This is a genomic window from Streptomyces sp. 2A115 (genome assembly GCF_052245575.1).
Taxonomy (GTDB): Bacteria; Actinomycetota; Actinomycetes; order Streptomycetales; family Streptomycetaceae; genus Streptomyces.
Genome location: NZ_JBQQCG010000070.1, coordinates 34,640 through 57,034, shown reverse-complemented (window position 1 = coordinate 57,034; position 22,395 = coordinate 34,640). Strand labels below are relative to the sequence as shown.

The window sequence follows — 22,395 nt, the reverse complement described above, 5'->3', positions numbered from 1 at the left end:
GCCTCGGGGGAACCGGGCCTTGCCCGTTTCAAGCGATCGTTTTAGATTGAGGTCATGGCTGAGAAGGACGTGACCACGCCTCCGGGCACCAAGGACCGGATTCTCGACGTCGCCGAACGGCTGTTCGGCGAGCGTGGTTACGCGGCGACCTCGACGCGCGCGGTGACCGAGGCCGCCGGAGCCAACGTGGCCGCGGTCAACTACCACTTCGGGTCGAAGGAAGGCCTGCTGCGTGCGGTGGTCGGCCGGGCCATGCGACCGGTCAACGAGGAGCGGCGGCGTCTGCTGGACGACTTCCTCTCCGGCCAGGGCAAGCCCGAGGTGGCGGACCTGGTCGGAGCCTTCGTCCGTACAGGCGCGAACCTGACGCGGAAGCTGGAGGACCGGACGCCCGCCGTCGTACGCCTCCTCGGCCGGGTGATGGTGGAACCGGACCCGGAGATCCGCCGCTTGTTCGCCCAGGAGGTCGAAGCGGTGGAAGGCCGCTATCTGGAGGAGCTGGTCCGAGCCCTGCCCGCGCTGTCCCCGGACGAGGTCGCCTTCCGCTACCGGGCCATGGTCGGTCTCCTCGCTCTCCACCAGGCGGGTGCCCTCGCTGATCTGGCCCCCCACGGCACCCCCGCGGGATCCCCTTCCGCGCCGACGGAGCGGGACAGGGAAAGGGAAACGGAACGGCTCGTGGACGCCGTACTGGCGGTCTTCGAGAGCGCGTGAACGGGTGCGGGCCCGGCGAGCTGCCACCGCGGCCCGTACCGAACCCCGCCCGATGTCTGCCCGATGCATGCCAGAGCTCCGTCAGGGGCCGTCAGAGGTCGAGTGAATGACCGGCCTCCACTGCACCGGCCATGATCTTCGCCGCGTAGTCGGTGTCCGTGTACTCCCTGATGGACGTGATGCGGTCGCCCTGGACCTCGTACACGTGTGAGTACTGGTTTTCGTAGACCGCGCCGTGGAGCAACCGGCCGTGGCTGACCGCCTCCGCGCAGACGACATCGCCTTCCGCGATCATGCGGGTGATCTCAGTCTGTGGCTCGCCCGTCTCGAAGATCGCGAGCATGGTCGGGATGATCCGGTCCAGGACCACCTTCTTCTCGTGGGTGCCGGCGCCCGGAATATCGCGTGCGCACACCGTCCATGTCGCGTCATCCGCGAGGAGTGCGTCCAGGCCGGTGCGGTCCTGGCGGTTGAGCGCGTCGATGAAGGCGCGAACCGTTTGCTTGTTCTTCTCGGTGCTGTGCTGCGAAGTCAACGCGATTACCTCCCGTGGGCGCCGGTGCGGCGCACCTGGTTGCGGCGCTCGGGGCGCCTCCCTTACGGTAGTTCAAGCGATCGTTTCAATCAATCGTTTGTATCGTTGGGCCTCCGCCTCACGCGGGCAGGGCCGCGCAAGGAGCGAAACATGGAGAAAACGCAGGGGACGGCCACGTCTCCCGTGCTGAGCGCGCCGCCTGGACCGGCACGACGGCGGTTTGTTCTGGCCGTCATGTGTGTGGCTCTGATGATGATCGTCAGCATGGTCGTCGGTCTCACCGTGGCGCTGCCGGGCATCGCCGGAGACACCGGGGCCAGTCAGGCCGAGCTGCTGTGGATCATGAATTCCTACGGTCTTGTCTTCGCCGGGTTCCTGCTGCCCGCCGGAGCCCTGGGTGACCGTTACGGGCGCAAGGGCATGCTGCTGGCCGGTGTGCTCGTCTTCGGAGTGGCGTCCGCGGCGGCGATGTGGGTGGACGATCCGAGCGTGCTCATCCTCCTGCGGGCGGTGGCCGGCGTGGGATCCGCCATGATCATGCCAATGACGCTCTCGATCGTCACCACCATCTTTCCGTCGGAGGAGCGGGCAGGGGCCGTGGCGATCTGGTCGGCGGTGGCCGCGGGCGGCGCGCTGCTGGGTCTGTTGATCTCCGGCGCGCTGCTGGAGGCGTTTTCGTGGAGGTCGACCTTCGGGGTGAGCGCCGGACTCGCGGTCGTGTCCGGGATCCTCATCCTCGCGGTCGTGCCGACCTCGAAGGATCCGGACGAGACTCCCGTCGACGTGGTCGGCGCACTGCTGTCGGTCGTCGGCCTCGTGGCCATCGTGTACGCGATCATCGAAGGTCCCGAGCGTGGCTGGACCGACCTCGCCGTCGTGGTGGCGGCGGTCGGCGGTGCCGGGGCTCTGCTGGCGTTCGTGGTGTGGGAACTGCGTGTCGCCCATCCGTTGCTCGACCCCCGGTTCTTCCGTATCGGAGCCTTCGCCGCCGGCTCGGTCGTGATCGTCATGGCGAGCGTGGCGATCTTCGGCCTCTTCTACGTGATGCTGCAGTACCTGCAGTGGATCAAGGACTACTCGCCGCTGGTCGCGGGTCTCGCCCTGATGCCCATGACCGTCGCCGTCGCCGTGGTCTCGCCCGCGGCTCCCGCTCTCGTACGGCGGCTGGGGCTGCGGGTCGTGATGACGGTGGCCATGACGATCATGGCAGGGGGCATGGGTGTGCTGGCCACCCTGGACAAGGACTCCACCTACCTTCCCGTGCTGTTGGGTACGTCGGTCGTCGGAGCGGGCATCGCCATGTGTCTGGCGCCGGCCACCGACTCGATCGTCGCCTCCCTCCCGGCCTCGAAGCAGGGCGTGGCGTCCGCGGTGAACGACGTCACCCGCGAGGTCGGCGGGGCGTTGGGCATCGCGATCCTCGGCAGCGCGTTCAACAGCGGCTACCGCTCCGGTGTCGGTGAACGCGGCGACACCATCCCTTCGGAGTCGCTGGCGGTGGTGCGCAACTCCATCGACGGCGCGCTCACCGTCGCGGAACGGATCGGCGGTGCCGCCGGAGCCCGCGTGGCCGAGGTGGCCCGTGATGCCTTCGCGGACGGGCTGGACCGGGCGATGATCGTCGCCGCGGCGTTCGTGGCCCTCGGTGCGGTGGCCGTGCTGCTCCTCGCTCCGGGCAGGGAGGAGAGCATTCGCCTCCAGGAGAAGCAGCCCGGCTGATCGGCGGCCGGGGGTCGCCCGTACCCGTCGACGGCCAGGGTCCGCAGTCAGATCGACATCCCGCCGTCGACGGGGAGCACAGTGCCGGTCACATAGCGGGCCTGATCCGACGCGAGATAGGCCAAGGCCCAGGATATTTCGGCTGCGGGAGCGAAGTATCCCGCCGGGATGATGCTCTGGAGCCGTTCGCGCTGCTCATCGGGCAGGGCCGTGATCATTCGGGTTTCGGCCACGGGGGATATCGCGTTGACGGTGACGCCGAACCGCACGAGCTCCTTCGCGGCGGTCTTGGTGAGACCGATGATCCCCGATTTCGCGGCGGAGTAAGCCGTCTGACCGACATTGCCGTGCATTCCGGCGTACGACGTCACGTTCACCACGCGTCCCCGGCCTTGCCGGCGGAAGTGCGGAACGCTGGCACGAATGAAGCGGAAGGGGCCCCCGAGGTGCACCGCGAGCACGGAGTCCCAGTCTTCGTCGGTCAGGTTCCAGATCATCCTGTCCCGTAGGATTCCCGCGTTGTTGATCAGGACGTCGATCCGGCCGGTGTCCGAGATGACATCCGAAACGACGTCGGTGACCTCCTGTGTGCGACTGACGTCGACTTCCGCGAAACGCGCGCCGTCCAGGCTGTCGGCCGCTTCCTTGAGCCGGGCCCCGTCACGGCCGACGAGCCATACGACGGCTCCCGCGGCGTGGAAGAACCTGGCCGCCGCCAGGCCGATGCCCCGGCCGGCGCCGGTGATGACCACCGTCCGTCCGGTGAAGTCATAGGTGACGTGCAAGGGTTGTCTCCTTGTCGGGTGAGGATCACGTCTTGTCGGGTGGGGATCACGTCTCTTGGATGACGAAGTCCTCGGGTCCGCACCAACGGACCAGGGCGGCCCCGTAGTTCAACCCGCCGCCGAACGCGGTCAGCAGCGCGAGCCCGCCCGGGCGCAGACGGCCCGAGTCGACTGCCTCCCGCAGGACGAGGGGGACGGAGGCGCCGGAGGTGTTGCCGAGCAACTCGATGTTCGTCAGCGTCCTGTCGCGCGGCAGCCCGAGGGCGTCGAGGATTCCGTGCACCAGGTTCCGGTTGGCCTGGTGCAGGGCGAGGAAGTCGATGTCGTCCAGCTCCAGCCCGGCCTTCAGTACGAACTCCCGGATGAATTCGGGTATGACGCCGAGGACGAACTCCTTGATGTCGTTTCCGCGCATGGTCGTGAAGTTGTCCCCGAACGCGGATTTCTTCGGCAGGCCGTTCTTGTCCGTGCGTGACTCACGTGCGGCGTACACCGACGCGTAGTGATCGGGGTCGCTGCGCAGGAGGACGTCTCCCATGCCCTTTCCGGGGAGCGTCGGCTCCAGGATGTAGCAGGCCGCCGCGTCGCCGAAGATGACGCCGACCGTGCGGTCCTCCGGGTCGAAGAGTTTCGTTCCCACATCCGTGAGCACGACGGCCACCCGCGGATATTCTCCGGAGGTGACGTACTTCGCGCCGACGTCGAGTGCGAATACGGCTCCCGGACACCCTCCGCTGTTCACGTCGAAACCCGGAGTGAGAGGCATACCGGCCTTGTGCGTGATCGCGGCCGCGGTATTGGGCAGCATATGGTCGGGCGTATAGGTGCTGCAGATGACCAGGTCCACGTCGCGGACGTCGATGTTCATCTGGTGACAGGCGTCCGCAAGGGCCTTCGCCCCCAGATCGGACGACCACTCGTCGGGCGCCGAGAAGCGGCGTTCCTCGATACCTATCCGCTCGCGTATCCAGTCGTCGTTCGTCGGAAGGGTCCGCGCCAGCTCGGCGTTGGTGACCACCCGTTCCGGAAGATAGCGGCCGATCGCTCTGATTCCCGCCCCGGGCCGGCTCTCCGTGTCGTACAGCGAATGCCTCGCCATGGAGTGATTTCCTTTCTTCGGTCCAGTCCAGCGGGTCTCGGGTGGGGATCCTCAGGCGTGGTTCACGCGATAGAGCGGGAAATAGGATTCGATTTTCCCTTGTGAGTAGTCCTCGGCGAGCTGCTCAACCTCGTCGAACTCGTAGATTCCGGCCGGATCGATCGAGGGCATCCATGCCGTGCGCTCCTGCTGGTCGCGTATGGTCGCGCAGTCTTCGTATCGCCAGACATGCGTATTGACGTGGAGGTGCCGGTTGATGCACTCACTCGCGCGCAGACTGTAGGTTCGCATCCCCTCTTTCCAGCCGACGGTGGTCACGACTCCTTGCCGGGCCATGGCCTTGACGGTCGCCTTGTACAGCGGTGCCCCGATGTTGTCGACGAATATGGCGACGCCGGCCCCGTCGCTGAGGGCGTTGACCGTCCTCAGGAATTCCTTCTCGGACGTGCGGTGACGTGCCACCGCGGCGGGATCATTCGGCGGGTTGTCGGGATCGTGGGTCAGATGCGGGAAGAGCCGCCGGTCCACTCCGGTGATGCCGAGCCGGTCGAGTTCGGCCAGCCTGGCATCGCTGCCGGCGGTCATCGCGACCCGGAACCCGGCCCGCCTGGCCAGTTGCAGCTCGGCGAGCACCACACCGCCGCCCCAGCCGAAGACCAGGTGGTCGCCGGGGTCCTGGTCCTCCATCTGCGTCGACCAGCAGCGGTGGGCGACGCGCCAGTTGTCCCAGGCGGTGAAGTAGCGGGCGTAGGCCGCCCATTGCGGGAGCGAGTACCTACTCTGCTTCGGAATGGGGAGGAGAAGGTCGGAATCCACTTTCGTGCGCTTCGCCAGAAGTCCGATGGTGTGCGGTGCTTCATATGCGTAGACAAGCTCCGCGTAACCATATCGGTCGCGTTTCGAGAAAGGCATCACCATGCAGATGTCGCCCTCTTCGAGGGAATCGGTTCTGCCGGGATCCAGGACCCGCACAATGCCCAGATTTCCCAGGACCACCTTTTTCTCGTCCCGTATACGGCACACATCGATCGGTCGACGCGACCGGGCGTGCTCGATATTCGCTTCCCAGGATCCGTACAGCGGCTCGACCAGTGATTCGTGGCCGCTCGGTTCGGTGAAGGCGAATGATTCGCGGTGTAGAGTTCCGGTCGGTCGAGTCTCCGGGCCGGCGGTCTCCGGTCCGGCGTGGAGCACCCAAGCATCAGTGTTGATCACGTTCGCCTCCTCGTCTCCTGAAATGACCGTAGCGATGAATGCGCGGCAGAAGCAACAGGCCCTCGAATTTTCTACGATGCTGTAGTTCTACGATTTCGTAGAAAATTCACTCTCTATTGCGGCCGTTCGGGACCCGGGGCTAGGGTTGCCCGGCATGGGAAACGGTCGCATATCACAGATGCTCGCCCGGCAGTACGACAGCCTCTCGCAAAGACTGGAAAGGCGTATAGACGGACCGCGGTTGCGCACCGCCGTGGTCGGCGATCTCACCGGTCGTGTGCTGGAAATAGGGGCGGGCACCGGACGTAATCTTCCGTACTACGCCAAGGCCGACCATGTGGTGGCCGTGGAACCCTCACTCGGCATGCGTACGCAATTGCTCGGGAAACTGGACGGCCTGGTGCCGACGGTCGAAGTGATCGATGCCTCGGGCGAGCGCCTTCCCTTTTCCGACGGAGAGTTCGACGCCGCCGTCTCCTCTCTGCTGCTCTGCATGGTGGACGACCTCGACGTCGTACTGCACGAGATTCACCGAGTGCTGAAACCGGGCGGAAAGCTGTCCTTCTTCGAGCATGTCCGTGACGTCGGCCGACGCGGCCGGACCCAGGATCTGACCAGCCCGCTGCTGCGGCGCGTTCAGTTCGGCTGCCGTCCCAACCGCCGGTCCATAGAGCGCATGGAGGCCCTGGGGTTCGATGTGACGGTCTCCGATCCGCCGGCGCCGATCAGTCCCAAACCCCCGTTCAGCGGGCCCTACTTCACCGGAAGGGCGATCCGGAGGTGACGCGGGCGTCGGTGTTCTCGCAAGCGCTGGCGGAGGTGCAGTTCCGGGTCCCGTACAGCAGTGCCGCCTCCTACCACGAGTACTACGGGGCCGGGGCGCCGCCGTGGCGTCTGGGCCGCGGCTGCGGCTGGCAGACCTTCGAGGTCGCGCGACTCGTGGCGGAACACTCCGGCCTTCGCCCGACGCATCTCTACGCGGGCGGCCACTCGCCGGCGACGTACTTCGCAGAGGGGGAGATCACGGTTCTCGACCCCTACCTGCCGCATCTCGAACCCCTGTGGCTGCGCCGCGCGGACGCGGTGTCCGGAGTCGTACGGGGAGGCACGGACGCCTATCCGATCAGGGTCCGCGCCGACGGGACGCCCGCGCCCGCACGCCTGAGCGCGACCTGGTGGGTGGCCGACGGAGTCCTCCTCCTGGAGTACTCCCGGTTCAGCCCCCGACGATCCGCCATGGTGACGCATCGGGCGTTCACCTTTCATCTGGGCACCGAACTTCCGGCGTTCCCGGTGCCGTCGGGGTTCGCCCGGCGCCTGCTGCTGGAACCCATGCAGAACAACCTCTCCGTCCGCGCCCTGCACCGGCGGGAACGCCGGATGGGCGAACTCGTCCTGCCCTTCGGCGGACGACCGCGGGACCGACTGGTGGACCCCGCCTTCCTGATCACCAAGGACAACCAGGGCCGGGTGAGCCGATCCGGGACCCCCGACTTCTACCGCGTACTGGACCTGATCGCCGACGCGGTGCACGGCACACCCGCCGAGGTCACGGACTTCGTGATGGATGCCGCGGCGATCTACCACCGGGTCGTACCACTCGACCAGAAGTGGCCCGAATACTCAGCGGAGGACGAGTGACAACGAGCTTCTTCCTGGCCGGCGTCATGCAGGGAAGCCGCCGCGACATCGACGCCGCCGACCAGTCCTACCGTCTCCTGCTGCGCAGGATGATCGAAAGAGTCCATCCCGCCGCCGTCGTGCACGATCCCCATGAACTGGTGCTGCGGCGCTACGGCGACCGCGTGGCGGAGATGCGGGGAGCACTCGCGGCCGTCGCCGACGCGCCGGTCATCGTCCGCGAGCGCCTCGGTCCCGAGGTGCTCGAACTCCTCGACGTGTTCCACGAGATGGCCCGACTCGCCTCGGCCAGCGACATCTGTGTCGTGTGGCTGCCCGGACACGAACCGAGCATGGGCACCGCCGCCGAAATGTACGGCGCCTACCAGGCGGGACGGACCGTCGTCACGATCACCGAGATGCGCTACAACGTGGCCGTCCTGTCGTGCTCGACAGTGATCCTCCCCGACCTGGCGGCGTTCTCCGACTGGCTTGTGAAGGACGGTGACTCGTTGTGCACGACATCGTGACGTCGGCCCTGCGGGAGGAGGTCTCGGCACTGCACGGCGGATTCGCCGCGGCCGTGCGGGACCTCGCCAGGAAACGCCCCGACGCGGTCGCCATGACGTTCCTCGACCACGACACCGACCGGGCGGGCCGGACGATCCGGCTGACCCGCGGCGACCTCGACGGCAGGGCGACGGCGATGGCCGGACTGCTGCAGAAGCTGGCGAGTCCAGGGGACCGGGTGGCCATCCTCTGCCCCAACGGCCCCGAATACGTGGCGGCCTTCATGGGCTGCCTGTACGCCGGGCTGCTCCCCGTACCCCTGCTGCCGCCCGAACTGCAGCGCCGCACCGAGCGGTTGGCCCCCACCCTCGCGGACTGCACCCCCGCGGTGGTCGTCACGGTCGACCGGCACCAGGGCTCGGTCGCGGCGGCCCTCGCCACCGTCGGCGGCCCGACATCCGGCGCGTACATCGTCCTCGCCGACCAGGTGGACGACGGGCACGCCAACTCGTGGACCCCCGCAGACACGGCCCCTTCCGGGACCGCCTACCTCCAGTACACCTCCGGCTCGACCCGGAAACCCGGCGGAGTCGAGGTCACGCACCACAACATCGCCGTGTCGGTCGCTCAGCATGTCGACCGCCAACAGGTCGACGAGCACTCGACGATCGTGAGCTGGCTCCCTTTCTTCCATGACATGGGGCTCGTGTTCGCGTTGATCCTCCCGCTGGGCACGGGGGTCCCCGCGCTGCAGATGACCCCGCACGCCTTCATCCAGCACCCGCTGCGCTGGCTGCGGCTCTTCGGCGAGTACCGCGGGACGCACACGATGATCCCCAACTTCGGGCTGGACGTGTGCGTGGACGCGATCGCGGAGGAGGACAGGGCGGGCCTCGACCTGTCGTCCGTACGGTACTTCGGCAACGCCTCCGAACCCGTCCGGGCGCAGTCGCTGGCGCGCTTCACCGAGGCGTACGCCCCGTACGGCTTCCGGCACACCGCACACTCGCCCTGCTGGGGGCTGGCCGAGGCCACCCTGCTCGTGACCGGGATCAGTGCGGCGGCCGAGCCGGTGGTGAGCAGCTTCGACCGGGCGGCCCTGGCCGCCGGCCGTGTCGAGCCGTGTGCCGACGCCGACCCGGCGGCTCGCCCCCTGGTGGGGTGCGGCGAGGCCTTCCAGGGACAGGACGTCCGTGTGGTGGATCCCGCCACCGGACGGGAGGTGCCCGCCGGCGAGGTGGGTGAACTGCTGGTCCGAGGCGACAACGTGTGCCAGGGGTACTGGCAGCGCCCGGACAGCGACGAGACGTTCCGCGCCGTCCTCGACGGCGAGGCCCGCTGGCTGCGCACCGGAGATCTCGGCTTTTTCCACGACTCCGAGCTGTTCATCGCCGGGCGGGCGAAGGACATCGTCATCGTCGACGGGCGCAACCACCACGCCATTGACATCGAGGTGACGGTCGAGCAGGTCAGCTCCGCGGTCCGGCGGGGGCATGTCGCCGCCTTCCCGGTGGAGACCGGGGAGCGTGAACTGGCCGTTGTGGTGGTCGAGTTGCGTCCGGAGGCCACCGTCGATCCGGAGGAGCTGCGCACCGCGATCCGCGCCGCCGTGGCGGACGCGCACGACATCGATCTGCACGACGTCGCCCTCGTCACCCGCGGCTCCATCCCCAAGACGTCCAGCGGCAAACTGCGTCGCCGCATCTGCCGGGACCTGTACACCGGCGGGGAGCTCGCGGCCCAGACCGTCGCCGCCGATCGGACTCCGTCATGACGGAGTTGCGGCAGTGGCTGGTGGAGCGGCTCGCCCGGCTGTGTGCCGTCGAGGCCGACCGGATCGACGTCGACCGGCCGTTCCGGGAGTACGGACTGACGTCGCGGAACGGAGTCGCCCTGTCCGGTCAGCTGGCCCGGTTCCTCGGCAGGGCCGTCGCCCCGACGGTCATCTGGGAACACCCGACGGTGCGTCGGCTCTCCGACCATCTGGACGGCACCCCGCGGCCCGCCCCGAAGCTCCGGGACGGGGAGGCGGCCGCCGTCGCCCGCCCCGGTGAGAGCGCCGACCGTGCGCTCGCCGTGATCGGTGTCGGCTGTCGGCTGCCGGGCGGCATCTCCACCCCCGACGCGTTCTGGGAGCTCCTCCGAGCCGGCCGTGACGCCGTCCGCCGCGTACCGGAGGACAGGTGGGAGGCATACCGTCTGGCGTCCCCCGCCCACGCCACGGTGCTCGACCGCACCACCCAGGTCGGCGGCTTCATCGACGACATCGAGGGTTTCGACGCGGAGTTCTTCGGCGTCTCCCCAGCGGAATCCGCCGAGATGGACCCGCAGCAGCGGATGTTCCTCGAGGTCGCCTGGGAGTCTCTGGAACACGCGGGGATCCCGCCGGACAGCCTGGCGCGCAGTCGCACGGGGGTCTTCGTCGGTGCCAGCGGGGACGACTTCGCGCGACGGCGCATGGAGGACCTCCAGGGGATCAACGGCTGGTCGCTGCCGGGCACGACCCTCAGCGTGATCGCCAACAGGCTGTCGTACGTCCTCGACCTGTGCGGCCCGAGCCTCACCGTGGACACCGCCTGCTCGTCTTCGCTCGTGGCGCTGCACCTGGCGGCCCAGAGCCTGCTGACGGACGAGAGCGATCTCGCGGTCGTCGGCGGTGTCAACGTGCTGCTCTCGCCCGGCGGAACGGTGTACGCCGACCAGGCGTCGGCGTCCTCGCCCAGCGGGCGCTGTCGGCCGTTCGACGCGGCCGCGGACGGGATCGTACGCGGTGAGGGCTGTGTGAGCGTCGTGCTCAAACGGTATGGCGACGCGGTCCGGGACGGCGACCGGGTGCTGTCCCTGGTACGGGGCACCGCCGTGAACCAGGACGGCCGCTCGAACGGACTGACCGCCCCCAGCCCGGCGGCGCAGGAGGCCCTGCTCACCCAGGTGTACGCCGCAGCCGGCATCCCGTGGACCGCGGTGACCTACGTGGAAGCGCACGGCACCGGCACGCCCCTAGGCGACCCCATCGAAGCCGGTGCGCTGGGAAACGTCCTGGGGCGTGACCGGCCGGCGGCCGCCCCCCTGCTCATCGGATCGGTCAAGTCCAACCTCGGCCACCTCGAGGCCGCCGCCGGTCTGGTGGGCCTGGTGAAGAACGCCCTGGCGCTGCACCGCGGACGGATACCCCCCACCCTCCACCACACACGGCCCAACCCCGCCATCGCCCTGTCCGACCTGGGGATGGAAGTCGCCTCCCGGCTGACCGAATGGCCCGCGGGCGACGGCGAACGGGTGGCCGGTGTCAGCTCCTTCGGCATCGGCGGGACCAACGCGCACGCCGTTCTCTCCGACCTGCCCCGACCCGTTCGCCCGTGACTGCGAGGTCTTCATGAAGTTCGGACTGCTTTCCGTCATCACCGACTTCTCCATCGACCCGAGAGAACTCGGACGCCAGGCGGAGGAGCGCGGCTTCGACTCCCTCTTCGTACCGGAGCACACGCACATGCCCGTACACATCGACAGCGAACGGCCGGACGGCGGACCGGTCGTCCCCGAGGCGATGCAGGGCCTCGACCCCTTCACGGCGCTGTCCGCGATCGCCGCCTCGACCTCCCGGCTGCTGATCGGCACCGGAATCTGCGAGGTTCCGACGCGTGATCCGATCATCCTGGCCAAGCAGGTGGCCAGCGTCGACGTGCTCTCCCAGGGCCGGTTCCTGTTCGGCGTCGGCACCGGCTGGGTGCGCGAGGAACTGCTCAACCACGGGGTGGACCCGGCCACCAGGACCGCCCGTCTCATGGAGTACCTGGAGGTCATGCGGACCATCTGGGCCGACCACGAGGCCTCGTTCGCCGGAGAGTTCGTCAAGTTCGACCCCATCGTCTCGCTGCCGAAGCCGGTGCAGCGACCGCATCCACCGATCCTGATGGGGCTGACCGGAACCAGGGCACTGGACCGCGTGACAGCGGCCCGGGCGGAGTGGATGCCCATGTACGGGCTGGAGGGTGAAGGCCTCGCCGAGCGCGTCGCCCTGCTCAACGAGCAGGCCGCCGAGTCGGGGCTCGGACCGGTTCCGGTCACGGTCGTGGAGGTTCCGCCGGAGGAAGAGGCGGTCGCCCGGTGCATGGAGTCGGGCGTCAGCCGGTGCGTCTTCACGCTGCCCCCGGGCGAGCGGGAGGACGTGCTGCCGCTCCTCGACTGGTACACGGAACTGAGCGAACAGGCCGAGTACCTGTGAGGGGCGAAGAGATGTCAGCCGCCCGCCCGCTGCTCTTTCCCGTGTCGTGCCGATCCCCGAAAGGGGTGCGGGCCAGGGCCGCGGGCCTGGCCGAATGGCTCACGGGCCCCGGCGCCGACGCGGCCCTCGCCGACGTGGCCCACACACTGGCCCGGCGCCGCCCCCACCTCCCCGTGCGGGGGGCGGTGCTGGCCCATGACCGACAGGAACTCACCGACCGGCTCCGCACGCTCGCGGCCGGCGAGAACGGCGAAGGCATCGTCGCCGCGGAGGCACCGCGACAGGCGTCACCGGACGTGGTCTTCGTCTTCTCCGGATACGGCTCCCAATGGGACGGCATGGGCGAGGGCCTGGCGGCGGAACCGGCCTTCGCCGCCGTGCTGGACGAACTGGAGCCCGTCTTCCGTGCCGAAGGGCGCGGTTCGCTGCGCGAGTTGCTGACGAGGACCGGCCTCTCCCGGGCCGACGCCTCGTTCGTGCAGCCCGCGCTGTTCGCCATGCAGGTGGGGCTCGCCGCGGTGTGGCAGGAGTACGGCATCAGGCCGGCCGCGGTCATGGGGCAGTCGATGGGGGAACTCGCCGCCGCCGTGGTGAGCGGTGGGCTGCCCCTCGCGGACGCGGCGCACGTCATTCTGCGGCGCTCCGAGGTCATGCAGCGCCGCATGTTCGGGCTCGGTGCCACCGCCGTCGTGGAACTGCCCGCCGAGGAGGTGGAGCGGCGGCTGAGCGCCGGTGCCGATCTCGAGATCGCCGTCTACAGCTCGACCCGAGCCACGGTGGTGGCGGGCGACGGGAACGCCATGGAGGAGTTCCTGTCCTCCTGCGAGTCGGACGGCATCGCCACCTATCCCGTACGGGGAGGCCACGCCGCCGGACACAGCAGGTTCGCCGACCGTGTCGTACCGGAGCTGACCGGTCTCCTCTCGGACGTGAACGGCACGACGCCCTCCGTCCGCTTCTATTCCACGACCCTGCCCGACCCCCGCTCGGCACCGGCTTTCGACGGCGCCTACTGGGCGGCCAACGTCCGCCGTCCGGTGCGGTTCCTCGCCGCGGTCGACGCCGCCACCGAGGACGGGCTGCGCACCTTCCTGGAGGTGTCCCCGCACCCCGTCGCCGTGCGGTCCCTCGCCGACACGCTGGCCGACACAGGGGTCGGGGACGCCGCCGTCTGGGAGTCCCTGCGCCGAGGGCGATCGGCCGGCTCCGCCGTACTGTCCGGACTCGCCCGGGCACACTGCCGCGGCATCGAGGTGGACTGGGCGCGGCTGTATCCGTCGGGCCGCCTCGTGGACCTTCCGACGACCCCTTGGGACCACGACCGACGCCAGCCGGTGACCGGCCGCGTCGCCGTCGCGGCCGAGCGCACCCACCCGCTGCTCGGGGTGCACGTCCGGCTGCCCGGTACGCCCGCTCGGCACGTCTGGCAGACGACCCTCGACCCCGCGCACCTCACCTGGCCGGCCGACCATCGGTTCGAAGACCTGCCGATCCTGCCCGGGACCGGCTACTGCGAGATGGCCCTGTCCACGGCGTGCGTCGCGTTCGAGGCGAAGCCGGAGGACGTCGTTCTGACCGAGGTCGCCTTCCGGAGGCTGTTGCCCCTCGTCTCACCGGTGACCGTGACCACGTCCCTGACCGTCACCGGGGCGGCCGAGGGAGAAGTGGAGATCACCAGTAGGCAAGGAGACGCGGACATCGTCCACGCGACGGCGAAGGCCGCCGTCCGGACCCGGGAACCGGCCGACACGGACACCCTGGACCCGAATGCCCTGTCCGGCCCCTTCGACAGCCCCGCCGAGGTCTATGCCCGGCTGCGCGGCGCCGGCCTCAACCACGGTCCGGCGTTCGCAGGACTCACCGGTCTCTCGGTCACCGGGGATCTGACGCTCACCAGGGTGAGCCGTCCGACCGCCGCGCAGCACGATCCCCGGATGCGTTTCCATCCCGCCCTGCTCGACGCCTGCCTGCACGGAGTGGCCGCGGCACTGGTACGGGACTCGGGGCGGGCCTGCCTCCCCGACGCCATCGGCGGGCTGAGGCTGACCGGCGAGCTGGGCGACAACGTCGTATGCCGGGCCCGGGTCCGGACCGACGACCGCGGCTGCACGGCCGACCTGGAGGTGTACGACGAGGACGGGCTGCTCGTGGCGGAACTCCAGGGCGTCGCGTTCCGGAACATCGACGAGGACGCTCTGCCCGCCTCTACGGACGGCCTGCTCTACACGGTGGCGTACGAGCCGGCACCCCTGCCGGCGGAAGCCGGGCCCTCGCCTTCGGGCCCGGACCCGGCTACCTGGCTGGTGTACGGCGGCAGCGGCGAGGAGGAGTTCCGCGAGCGGTTGCTCACGCGGATGGAGGGTGCGGGGATCCGGCCGACGCTGCTCGAAACCGCGGACCTCTCGGAGTGGACTCTCGAGGCGGAAAGCGAGACCGGGACCGAATCCGGGACCGTGACCGCCGCTCCGGCCGTACAGGGAGTGGTGCTCCTCGGCTGGGAGAGCGGCCCGGCCATCTCGGACCCCGCCGATGCGACGGTCGGCGCCGATCGACGCCTGCTGTCCATGGTGCGTCTCGCCGCCGGGTCGGCCCGCGGTTCAGGAGCGGCCGGATCGCCGCGGTTGTACGCGGTCACGCGCGGCGCCTGCCCGCCCACCGGCGAGATCCCCTTCGATCCGGCCCAGAGCGGGCTGGTCGGACTGATCCGGTCGCTGCGCGCCGAACGGCCCGAACTGAGGCCCGTCCTGGTCGACCTGGACCCGGATCCCGACCCCGTCCACCTCGTACGGGAACTGTCGTCCGCGGCGCCGGACGACGAGGTGGTGTGGCGGGAAGGTGTACGGCATGTCGCCCGCCTGAATCCGCTGCCGGCCGGCCTTCCTGCCGCCCCGGAGCGCACGGTGGTGCGGCCGGGCGGGGGTTATGTGGTGACGGGAGGCACCGGGGGACTCGGCCTCGCCACCGCCCGCTGGCTGGCGGAACGAGGCGCCGGATGCGTCGTGGTGAACGGCCGCTCCGTTCCCGGCCCCGACGCCGCCCGCGCCATCGAGGACATCCGAGCCACCGGCACCCGCGTCGTGGTCGTCCTCGGCGACATCGCGGAACCGGGTGTCGCGGACGTGGTGATGAGGGCGGTGGCGAAAGCTGGTGCCCAGGTCCGCGGAGTGGTGCATGCCGCCGGTGTACTCGACGACGCCCTGGTGACGGACCTCGACGCGGAACGTGTCCGGCGCGTGTGGTCGGCGAAGGCCGTCGGTGCCTGGCGGCTGCACCTCGCCACACCGGAGGACGGCGTGGACTGGTGGATCGGCTACTCGTCCTCCGCCGCCCTGCTGGACGCCCCCGGTCAGGCCAACTACGCCGCCGCCAACGCATGCCTGGACGCGATCGCCTGGTGGCGGCACGCGCACGGGCTCCCCGCGCTCTCCGTCAACTGGGGACCCTGGGCCGAGATCGGGGGAGCCCGGGACGCGAAGGTCAGCGGGCTCGCGAAGATACGCCCACGGGAGGCGTTCGCCGCGCTGGAGGAACTTCTGGCCCATGGTCGCACCCAGGTAGGCGTCGTCCGGCTCGGGCCCGACTTCTCGACGGTGTTCCCCGAGACACGCGGCTCGTCCTACTTCGCGCGGGTCGTCGCGGGACTCGCCCAGGACGTGGCGGACACGGCCCGGTTCGACCGGCATCGACTCCGCGGAATGAGCCACGAGGCGGCGCGCCGTGCGGTGACCGGGCGGCTCACCGAGCGGATCCGCCCGCTGCTCCGGCACCAGACCAACGGGCTGCCGCTCGGCACCCCCCTCGTCCACCTGGGGCTGGACTCCCTGGCCGCCGTGCGGATCAAGAACGCCGTACGGGACGACTTCGCCCTGGACGTCCCCGTCTCCCGTCTGCTGCAGGGAGTGAGCGTGACCGCACTGGCCACCGAGATCGTCGCCGGTCTCACCGACAAGGCGGAAGAGCCGACGGAACCCGCCGCCGGTCGGGGCGACCGACGCATCCGGAGCCGTCGAACGCGCACGGCACAGCAGGCTCGAAGGAGGAGGCCGCAGTGAACGTCGGACCCGTGCAGGACCCGGACATGGCGGAAGAACCGCTTGAGGGCATCGCGGTCGTCGGAATGGCGGGGCGCTTCCCGATGGCGCGCACGGTCGCGGAGTTCTGGCGCAACCTGCGGGAGGGCAGGGAGTGCCTGGAGACCCTGGACGATGACGAGCTCCGTCGCCAGGGCGTACCCGACTCCGTGCTGAGCGATCCCACCTACATGCGGCGGGCAGGAACGCTCGAGGGGATCGAGGAGTTCGACGCGGAGTTCTTCGGATTCGCGCCCGGGCTCGCGGCCACGATGGACCCGCAGCAGAAGCTGCTGCTCGAATGCTCCTGGCACGCGCTGGAGGACGCCGGGTGCGATCCGGCACGCCACGGGGGTGCCATCGGGGTGTTCGTCTCAGGGTCCGCCTGCGGCTATTACCCGTATCACGTACTGTCCCGGCACGATCTGCGCAGGCTGCTGGGCGCGGGTTCGTCCTCGGCCCAGATGTCCATGTGGTCGGCGAACGACGTCAACTTCTACGCGACACGCATCGCGCACGCCTTCGACCTGCACGGCCCGGCCCTGAGCGTGCAGACCGCGTGCTCCAGCGCACTCACCGCCGTACACCTCGCCTGCCAGAGTCTGCTGTGCGGCGAGTCCGACATGGCGCTGGCGGGTGGCATGTCCGTCAAGGTGCCGCACCGTGTCGGCTACCTCCGGGATCTCGACTCGGTGATGTCACCGGACGGCCACTGCCGGCCGTTCGACGCGAAGTCCGGCGGGACGGTCTTCACCAGCGGCGGGGGAGTGGTCGCACTCAAGCGGCTGAGTGACGCGCTCGCCGACGGTGACGACATCCGGGCCGTCATCCGGGGCTCCGCCGTCAACAACGACGGTTCGCTCAAGATGGGTTACACCGCCCCAAGCGTCGAGATGCAGGCGGCCGTGGTCCGCGAAGCCCTCGCCGTGGCGGGGGTGGACCCGCGCCACGTGGGATACGTGGAGGCGCACGGCACCGGCACCGCGCTCGGCGACCCCGTGGAAGTGGCCGCACTGCGCAGGGCGTTCGGCGAGCGGCCTGACGGGCCCTGGTGTGCGCTCGGCTCGGTGAAGGGCAACGTCGGGCACTGCGAAACGGCGGCCGGAGTCGTCGGCCTCATCAAGACCGTGCTGTGTCTGCGGAACCGGACCCTGGTGCCCACCCTCCACTTCACCGAGGCCAATCCTGAACTCGAGCTGGCAGGAGGCCCCTTCCGGATACAGGCCGAGCCGGCCGACTGGCCCGGCGACCAGCCGCGGCTCGCCGGGGTGACGTCGCTGGGCGCGGGCGGCACCAATGTGCACGTGGTGCTGGAGGAAGCGCCGAACCACGAGGTGTCGCCGGCTCGCTCCGAACCACAGGTACTGGTGCTGAGCGCGCGCACCGAGCGCGCCCTCACCGAGTCGGGTGAGCGTCTCGCGGCACACCTGGGTGAGCGGCCCGACGCCGACCTGGCCGACACGGCGCTGACGCTCGCGGACGGCCGCCGGGCGTTCCGTCATCGTCGAACCGTCGTGGCGCGTGACGCGACGGAGGCCGTGACGGCGCTCCGGACCACGGGCCCGGTCACCGACAGCGAGGCGATTGGCGAAGTGCCCGCCGTGCTGCTGCTGTTCCCCGGAGCGGAGGAGGGCTACGCGCCGACAGCCCCGGCGTTGTACGAGACCGACCCCCTGTTCGCGGAACCCTTCGACCGCTGCGCCGAGTTGTTCGTCAAGGAACTCGGCACCGAGTTCGGCGCCGCCCTTCGCCCGGACTCCGGGGGACCGGCACGGCACGCGGAGGCTGCCGATGCGCGGATGTTCTGCGTGGAGTACGCGATGGCCCGTGCCCTGGAGGGGTGGGGGGTGCGTCCCACGGCGGTCGCCGGCGAAGGGGTCGGTGAGTACGTCGCCGCCGAACTGGCAGGAGTGATGAGCCTCGCGGATGCCGTGCGGCTCGTCGCCGGGCGGGACTCCGCGGACCTGACGCTGAACGCGCCGACGCTGCCTCTTCTCTCGGTGGAAGCCTGCGGGTGGCTGACACCGGCCGAGGCGACCGACGCCGGTCGATGGGCCGGACGCGGCAGCGCGCGGGCGCGCTGGGACACGGCACTGGACATCGCCCAGGCCGACGGCGACCACCTGCTCGTCAACTGCGGACCGGGACACCGCCGGCGTGCGGATCTGCACGTCGTACCTGGTCCCGATGAGGATGCCGACGACCTGGCGGTCTTCCGGGGAGCACTGGGGAAGCTGTGGGCGCACGGCGTGCCGGTGGACTGGGCGCCGATGCGTCCCGGACACCGCCGGACCGCTCTGCCCGGCTATCCGTTCCAGCGGTCGCGGCACTGGCTGGACTCGACGTACGCGCAGACTCCGGCGGCTGCCCCGGGGGAGACGACGGATGTCACCGCCTTGGCCGCCGCGGAGTCCGACCTCGCGGCGGGCACGACGGAGCAGGTCCTGTCCGACCTCTGGTCCGACGTCCTCGGCATCGACGCGATCAAGCCCGACGACGACTTCTTCCTGCTGGGAGGCGACTCCGTGATGGCCGCGCAGATCGCCGGCCGCGCGCGCTCGGCAGGGCTGCGGTTCAGCCCGCGTGCGATGTTCCAGCACCCCACGCTGCGGTCGCTGACCGAGGCGGTGGACCCTGACGCGACCGGCTCAACGACTCAGGCGACAGTCGCACCGCCCCGCCCACCGGTGTCCGCCGCCGACGAACTCCCCCTGACACCGGCCCAGTTGGAGCTGGTCGGCGACCCCGCCGATCTGCTGGACCTGAATGTTCCCCTGGTGTTCCGGGTCGGCGACGAGATCACGGCGGACGTGCTCGACGAAGCGCTGCTCCGGACGGTGCGCCATCACGACGCGCTCTGCGTGGAACTGGTCGAGCGGTCCGGGATGTGGGAGCACCGCAGGGCGAACCCGGACGGCCCCCTGCTGACCGTCGTGCCATGGGAGGAGAACGGCCAGGTGGACCCGGCCGCGCTGGTCGACGCCGCCGCTGCCGAGGTTCGGGGCCGCCGCGACCCCGCCGGGCGCGCCGCCGTGGAGGCGGTACTCGTCGACGCAGGGCCGGAGAACGGTCGTCACCTCGTGCTCCTGGTGCATGCCACGGCGATCGACCTCACCGCACAGCGCCTGCTCGCCGAGGACGTGGCCACCGCCTGCCGCCAGCTTCTCGCCGGACGGCCGGTGAACCTGCCCGCCGTCAGCACGACATGGCGGACCTGGTCCGACTGCCTGACGACCTGGGCGCTCGACGACGCCGTGCTGCTCGAACGCCCCTTCTGGCTGGACCTCCTGCGCCGGGCCGGTGCACGGCCGGCGCTCGCGTCCGGAGCCGGCGACGTCCCGGGCACACCGGGAGCCCGAGGGGCCGTACGCCTCCTGCGCGGCACCGTCGACGCGTCACTGACGGGCTCGCTCCGGGCGATCCAGAGGCGGGAGCGCATGGGGCCGGGCACGCTGGTGCTCGCGGCCGTGTCCGGGGCGCTCGCCGAGGAGGCGGACGGCGAGGAGGTACTGATCGACATCATGGACAGCGCGCGCAACGGCGAGTTCCCCGGTATCGACCTCAGCCGGACCGTGGGCCGCTGCACCTCCGCGCATCCGCTCCTCGTCGGGGCGAACCGCAACGGACCGGCGGACCTGCTGAGCCGTACGCGCGAGGCGCTGGACAGCGTGCCGTTCCACGGCGTGCACTACGGCGTACTGCGTCATCTCCACTCGCAGACGGCCGAGGCCCTGCGACGGCTGTCCGCGGCGGACGTGACCTTCACCGACGGCGGAGTGCGAAAAGAGGGGACCGCCACCACCCGCCGGGCTCCGCTCCAGGCCGTACCACTGGGTGACCTCCCACTCGGCGAGCCCGCCGTGGCTCGTGGTCACGCGCTCGATGTGCGCACCTACCGGCAGTCCGGCAGGATCCACGTCGACTGGTGGTACGACGGGGCGCGTTGCGCGGAGGAGACCGTGCGGCGCCTGCGCGACCGCGTTCTCGCGACGCTAGGAGGATTCGCGCAGTAGCGCCGACTCGTCGACGGCCAGGCGCAGTTCCGCCCGCAGCGCGGGATCGGCGTACGCCTGGTCGACGAAGTGGGCGACTGCGTCGGTCCCGAAACTGGTGAGTACCTTTCGCACGGCCAGGCCCACCTCGTCACGGCAGGTGGCGTGGTAGACGTAGTGCCGCCCCTTGCGGTGGCGGGCGGCGGCCCCGTTGTCCACCAGCCTGGTCAGCACGGTCAGGACCGTGGTGTAGGCGAGCCGGTCCTCCCGTTCCTTGTTGAGCTGCTCCTGCACTTGGCGTCCCTGCATCGGGCAGCCGGCCGCTGAGAGGAGATTGAGGACTTGGATCTGCAGTGAGGTACCCATCGGTTCCCTCCGGTTGACCGGTGCGGCACGAGTCGTGTCAGCGCTGCTGCTGTAGGAAGGCCCCGTCCCGGAGGTCCACCGCGGTGGGGAACCGGCCGTCGAGGCAGGCGGTGCAGTAGGTGTCCGGGTCTCCGCCGACCGTGTCCAGCAGGGTTTCGAGCGGCAGGAACTCGGCGCTGTCGCAGCCGAGATGCCCGGCCAGCCGGTCGGGCGGAACCTGCGCGCCGAGCAGCGCGTCCCCCCGCCCGGTGTCGATGCCGTAGAAGCACGGCCAGCGGTGCGGTGGGGATGCGATCCGCAGGTGGACGGCGCGCGCCCCGGCCGCCCGGAGCATGGCCACCACCGCGGTCATGGTGGTGCCCCGGACCAGCGAGTCGTCGATGAGGACGACCTCGCGTCCGGCGACCGCGGCAGGCACGGCGGACAGCTTCTGCCGGACGGCGGCCTCGCGGCCCGCCCGGTCACCGGCGATGAAGGAACGGCCCACGCCTTCGTGCCGCAACAGCCCCTGCACGGTGGGAAGTCCGGCCTGCCAGGCGTAGCCGTCGGCTGCCACCCGGGCCGTGTCGGGCACGGCCACCACCACGTCCGAGGACGGCGGCGGAGGTGCGCACGCGGCCAGCGCCAGTCCGGCCGCGTACCGCGCCTCGTACACGCTCCGGCCGCCGATACGCGAGTCGGCCCGGGCGAAGTACACATGCTCGAACACACATGAGGCGCGCCGGGCCCCCAGCACGTCGAGACGGCTGCTGTGGATACCGTCGGCATCGGCCTCCAGGACCTCGCCGGGCTCCAGTTCACGGACGAAGGTTCCGCCGGTGGCGGCGATCGCGGCGGACTCCGATGCCAGCAGCCAGGTGTCGTCGAGCTGACCCAGGCACAGGGGCCGGAACGCCTGGGGATCGCGGGCCCCGTACATCCGGCGGCCGTCGGTGAGCACCAGGGAGTACGCGCCGGTGACCTGCGGCAGTACTTCGTGGAGCGCCTGGAACAAGGTCACACCGCTGTCGGCCATGGCCGAGGTGAGCAGCCGGCCGAGGACGGCGCTGTCCGTGGCACCGGCGGATATGCCCAGCGTGGCACGGGCCTCGTCGGTGTTGACGAGTGTGCCGTTGTGGGCCAGGGCGACAGTGCCGCTCGCGTCACCGTCCATCACGAGGGGCTGAGCCGACTCGTCGTCGGGTCCCGCGCCGCCCGACGTCGCGTACCGCACATGTCCGATGGCCCCCGCCCCGCCCCGCAGCGCACGTGGGTCGGGGTCAGGGAAGACGTCCGTCACTCGCCCGGATCCGGTTCGGCACTCGATGCCGGAGCTTCGGCAGACGGCGATGCCGGCGCTCTGCTGCCCGCGGTGCTGGAGGGCGATGAGCATGCTGCGCACGGCCGGTGCGGCCGGGCCCCAGGCGCCGACCACGCCGCACGACTCGCGGGGTTTGGCGAGCGGATCGTTCACCGGGAACCGTCCTCGGACGTGGGCCCGCACTTGTGTCCGTCGTGGTCGAGCCCGCTCACGCGTCCTCCATGAAGTAGTCCGGTTCCTGGGCA

General features: G+C 70.2%; 16 protein-coding genes. 10 read left to right on the top strand and 6 right to left on the bottom strand.

What is annotated here, in order from left to right:
* The first annotated feature begins 54 nt into the window (after positions 1 to 54).
* Positions 55 to 714, top strand: a complete 660-nt coding sequence (locus tag ACTWQR_RS41285; RefSeq protein ID WP_443232400.1) for a TetR/AcrR family transcriptional regulator — start codon at positions 55 to 57, stop codon at positions 712 to 714.
* 91 nt (positions 715 to 805) lie between these two features.
* On the opposite strand, the gene ACTWQR_RS41280 is transcribed toward ACTWQR_RS41285, so the two are convergent.
* On the bottom strand, positions 806 to 1,249 hold the full coding sequence (locus ACTWQR_RS41280) for a nuclear transport factor 2 family protein (RefSeq protein ID WP_443232399.1): 444 nt from the start codon (positions 1,247 to 1,249) through the stop codon (positions 806 to 808).
* 150 nt (positions 1,250 to 1,399) lie between these two features.
* On the opposite strand from ACTWQR_RS41280, the gene ACTWQR_RS41275 reads away from it, so the two are divergent.
* Positions 1,400 to 2,968 carry an MFS transporter gene (locus ACTWQR_RS41275; RefSeq protein WP_443232398.1) on the top strand — a complete coding sequence of 523 codons (1,569 nt, stop codon included), beginning with the start codon at positions 1,400 to 1,402 and terminating at the stop codon, positions 2,966 to 2,968.
* A 47-nt stretch (positions 2,969 to 3,015) separates the two neighbouring features.
* On the opposite strand, the gene ACTWQR_RS41270 is transcribed toward ACTWQR_RS41275, so the two are convergent.
* The 3 genes from ACTWQR_RS41270 to ACTWQR_RS41260 are packed head-to-tail and all read right to left on the bottom strand — an operon-like array spanning position 3,016 to position 6,067.
* Entirely contained in the window at positions 3,016 to 3,753 is a 738-nt protein-coding gene (locus ACTWQR_RS41270; protein ID WP_443232397.1) for an SDR family oxidoreductase, read from the bottom strand.
* A 46-nt stretch (positions 3,754 to 3,799) separates the two neighbouring features.
* Positions 3,800 to 4,852 (bottom strand): 3-oxoacyl-ACP synthase III family protein, encoded by a 1,053-nt coding sequence (locus tag ACTWQR_RS41265; RefSeq protein WP_443232396.1) that lies wholly within the window; start codon positions 4,850 to 4,852, stop codon positions 3,800 to 3,802.
* Positions 4,853 to 4,903: 51 nt separating this feature from the next.
* Positions 4,904 to 6,067 carry a zinc-binding alcohol dehydrogenase family protein gene (locus ACTWQR_RS41260; RefSeq protein WP_443232395.1) on the bottom strand — a complete coding sequence of 388 codons (1,164 nt, stop codon included), beginning with the start codon at positions 6,065 to 6,067 and terminating at the stop codon, positions 4,904 to 4,906.
* Positions 6,068 to 6,221: 154 nt separating this feature from the next.
* Between ACTWQR_RS41260 and ACTWQR_RS41255 the strand changes: the two genes are divergently transcribed.
* From ACTWQR_RS41255 to ACTWQR_RS41220, 8 genes are read left to right on the top strand one after another with little or no spacing between them, the layout of a single operon-like run.
* The gene (locus tag ACTWQR_RS41255; protein WP_443232394.1) at positions 6,222 to 6,851 is read left to right on the top strand and encodes a class I SAM-dependent methyltransferase; all 630 of its coding nucleotides are present in this window, start codon (positions 6,222 to 6,224) and stop codon (positions 6,849 to 6,851) included.
* A gap of 11 nt (positions 6,852 to 6,862) precedes the next feature.
* Complete coding sequence (locus ACTWQR_RS41250; protein WP_443232393.1) at positions 6,863 to 7,708, top strand: hypothetical protein; 846 nt, start codon at positions 6,863 to 6,865, stop codon at positions 7,706 to 7,708.
* Complete coding sequence (locus ACTWQR_RS41245) at positions 7,705 to 8,217, top strand: hypothetical protein (protein WP_443232392.1); 513 nt, start codon at positions 7,705 to 7,707, stop codon at positions 8,215 to 8,217. The genes ACTWQR_RS41250 and ACTWQR_RS41245 overlap by 4 nt, the downstream gene beginning before the upstream one ends.
* Positions 8,202 to 9,971, top strand: a complete 1,770-nt coding sequence (locus ACTWQR_RS41240; protein ID WP_443232391.1) for a fatty acyl-AMP ligase — start codon at positions 8,202 to 8,204, stop codon at positions 9,969 to 9,971. Before ACTWQR_RS41245 ends, ACTWQR_RS41240 begins: the two co-directional genes overlap by 16 nt.
* Positions 9,968 to 11,560: a type I polyketide synthase gene (locus ACTWQR_RS41235; RefSeq protein ID WP_443232390.1), complete on the top strand. Its 1,593-nt coding sequence runs from the start codon at positions 9,968 to 9,970 to the stop codon at positions 11,558 to 11,560. Before ACTWQR_RS41240 ends, ACTWQR_RS41235 begins: the two co-directional genes overlap by 4 nt.
* Before the next feature lie 13 nt (positions 11,561 to 11,573).
* Positions 11,574 to 12,422, top strand: coding sequence for an LLM class F420-dependent oxidoreductase (locus tag ACTWQR_RS41230; protein WP_443232389.1), 849 nt, complete (start codon positions 11,574 to 11,576; stop codon positions 12,420 to 12,422).
* An 11-nt stretch (positions 12,423 to 12,433) separates the two neighbouring features.
* Positions 12,434 to 16,474, top strand: a complete 4,041-nt coding sequence (locus tag ACTWQR_RS41225) for an SDR family NAD(P)-dependent oxidoreductase (protein WP_443232388.1) — start codon at positions 12,434 to 12,436, stop codon at positions 16,472 to 16,474.
* Entirely contained in the window at positions 16,471 to 20,505 is a 4,035-nt protein-coding gene (locus ACTWQR_RS41220) for a type I polyketide synthase (RefSeq protein WP_443232387.1), read from the top strand. Before ACTWQR_RS41225 ends, ACTWQR_RS41220 begins: the two co-directional genes overlap by 4 nt.
* On the opposite strand, the gene ACTWQR_RS41215 is transcribed toward ACTWQR_RS41220, so the two are convergent.
* Positions 20,485 to 20,850 carry a BlaI/MecI/CopY family transcriptional regulator gene (locus tag ACTWQR_RS41215; RefSeq protein ID WP_443232386.1) on the bottom strand — a complete coding sequence of 122 codons (366 nt, stop codon included), beginning with the start codon at positions 20,848 to 20,850 and terminating at the stop codon, positions 20,485 to 20,487. The genes ACTWQR_RS41220 and ACTWQR_RS41215 overlap by 21 nt on opposite strands.
* Positions 20,851 to 20,887: 37 nt before the next feature.
* Complete coding sequence (gene purF / locus ACTWQR_RS41210) at positions 20,888 to 22,303, bottom strand: amidophosphoribosyltransferase (RefSeq protein WP_443232385.1); 1,416 nt, start codon at positions 22,301 to 22,303, stop codon at positions 20,888 to 20,890.
* Between the last annotated feature and the right edge of the window lie 92 nt (positions 22,304 to 22,395).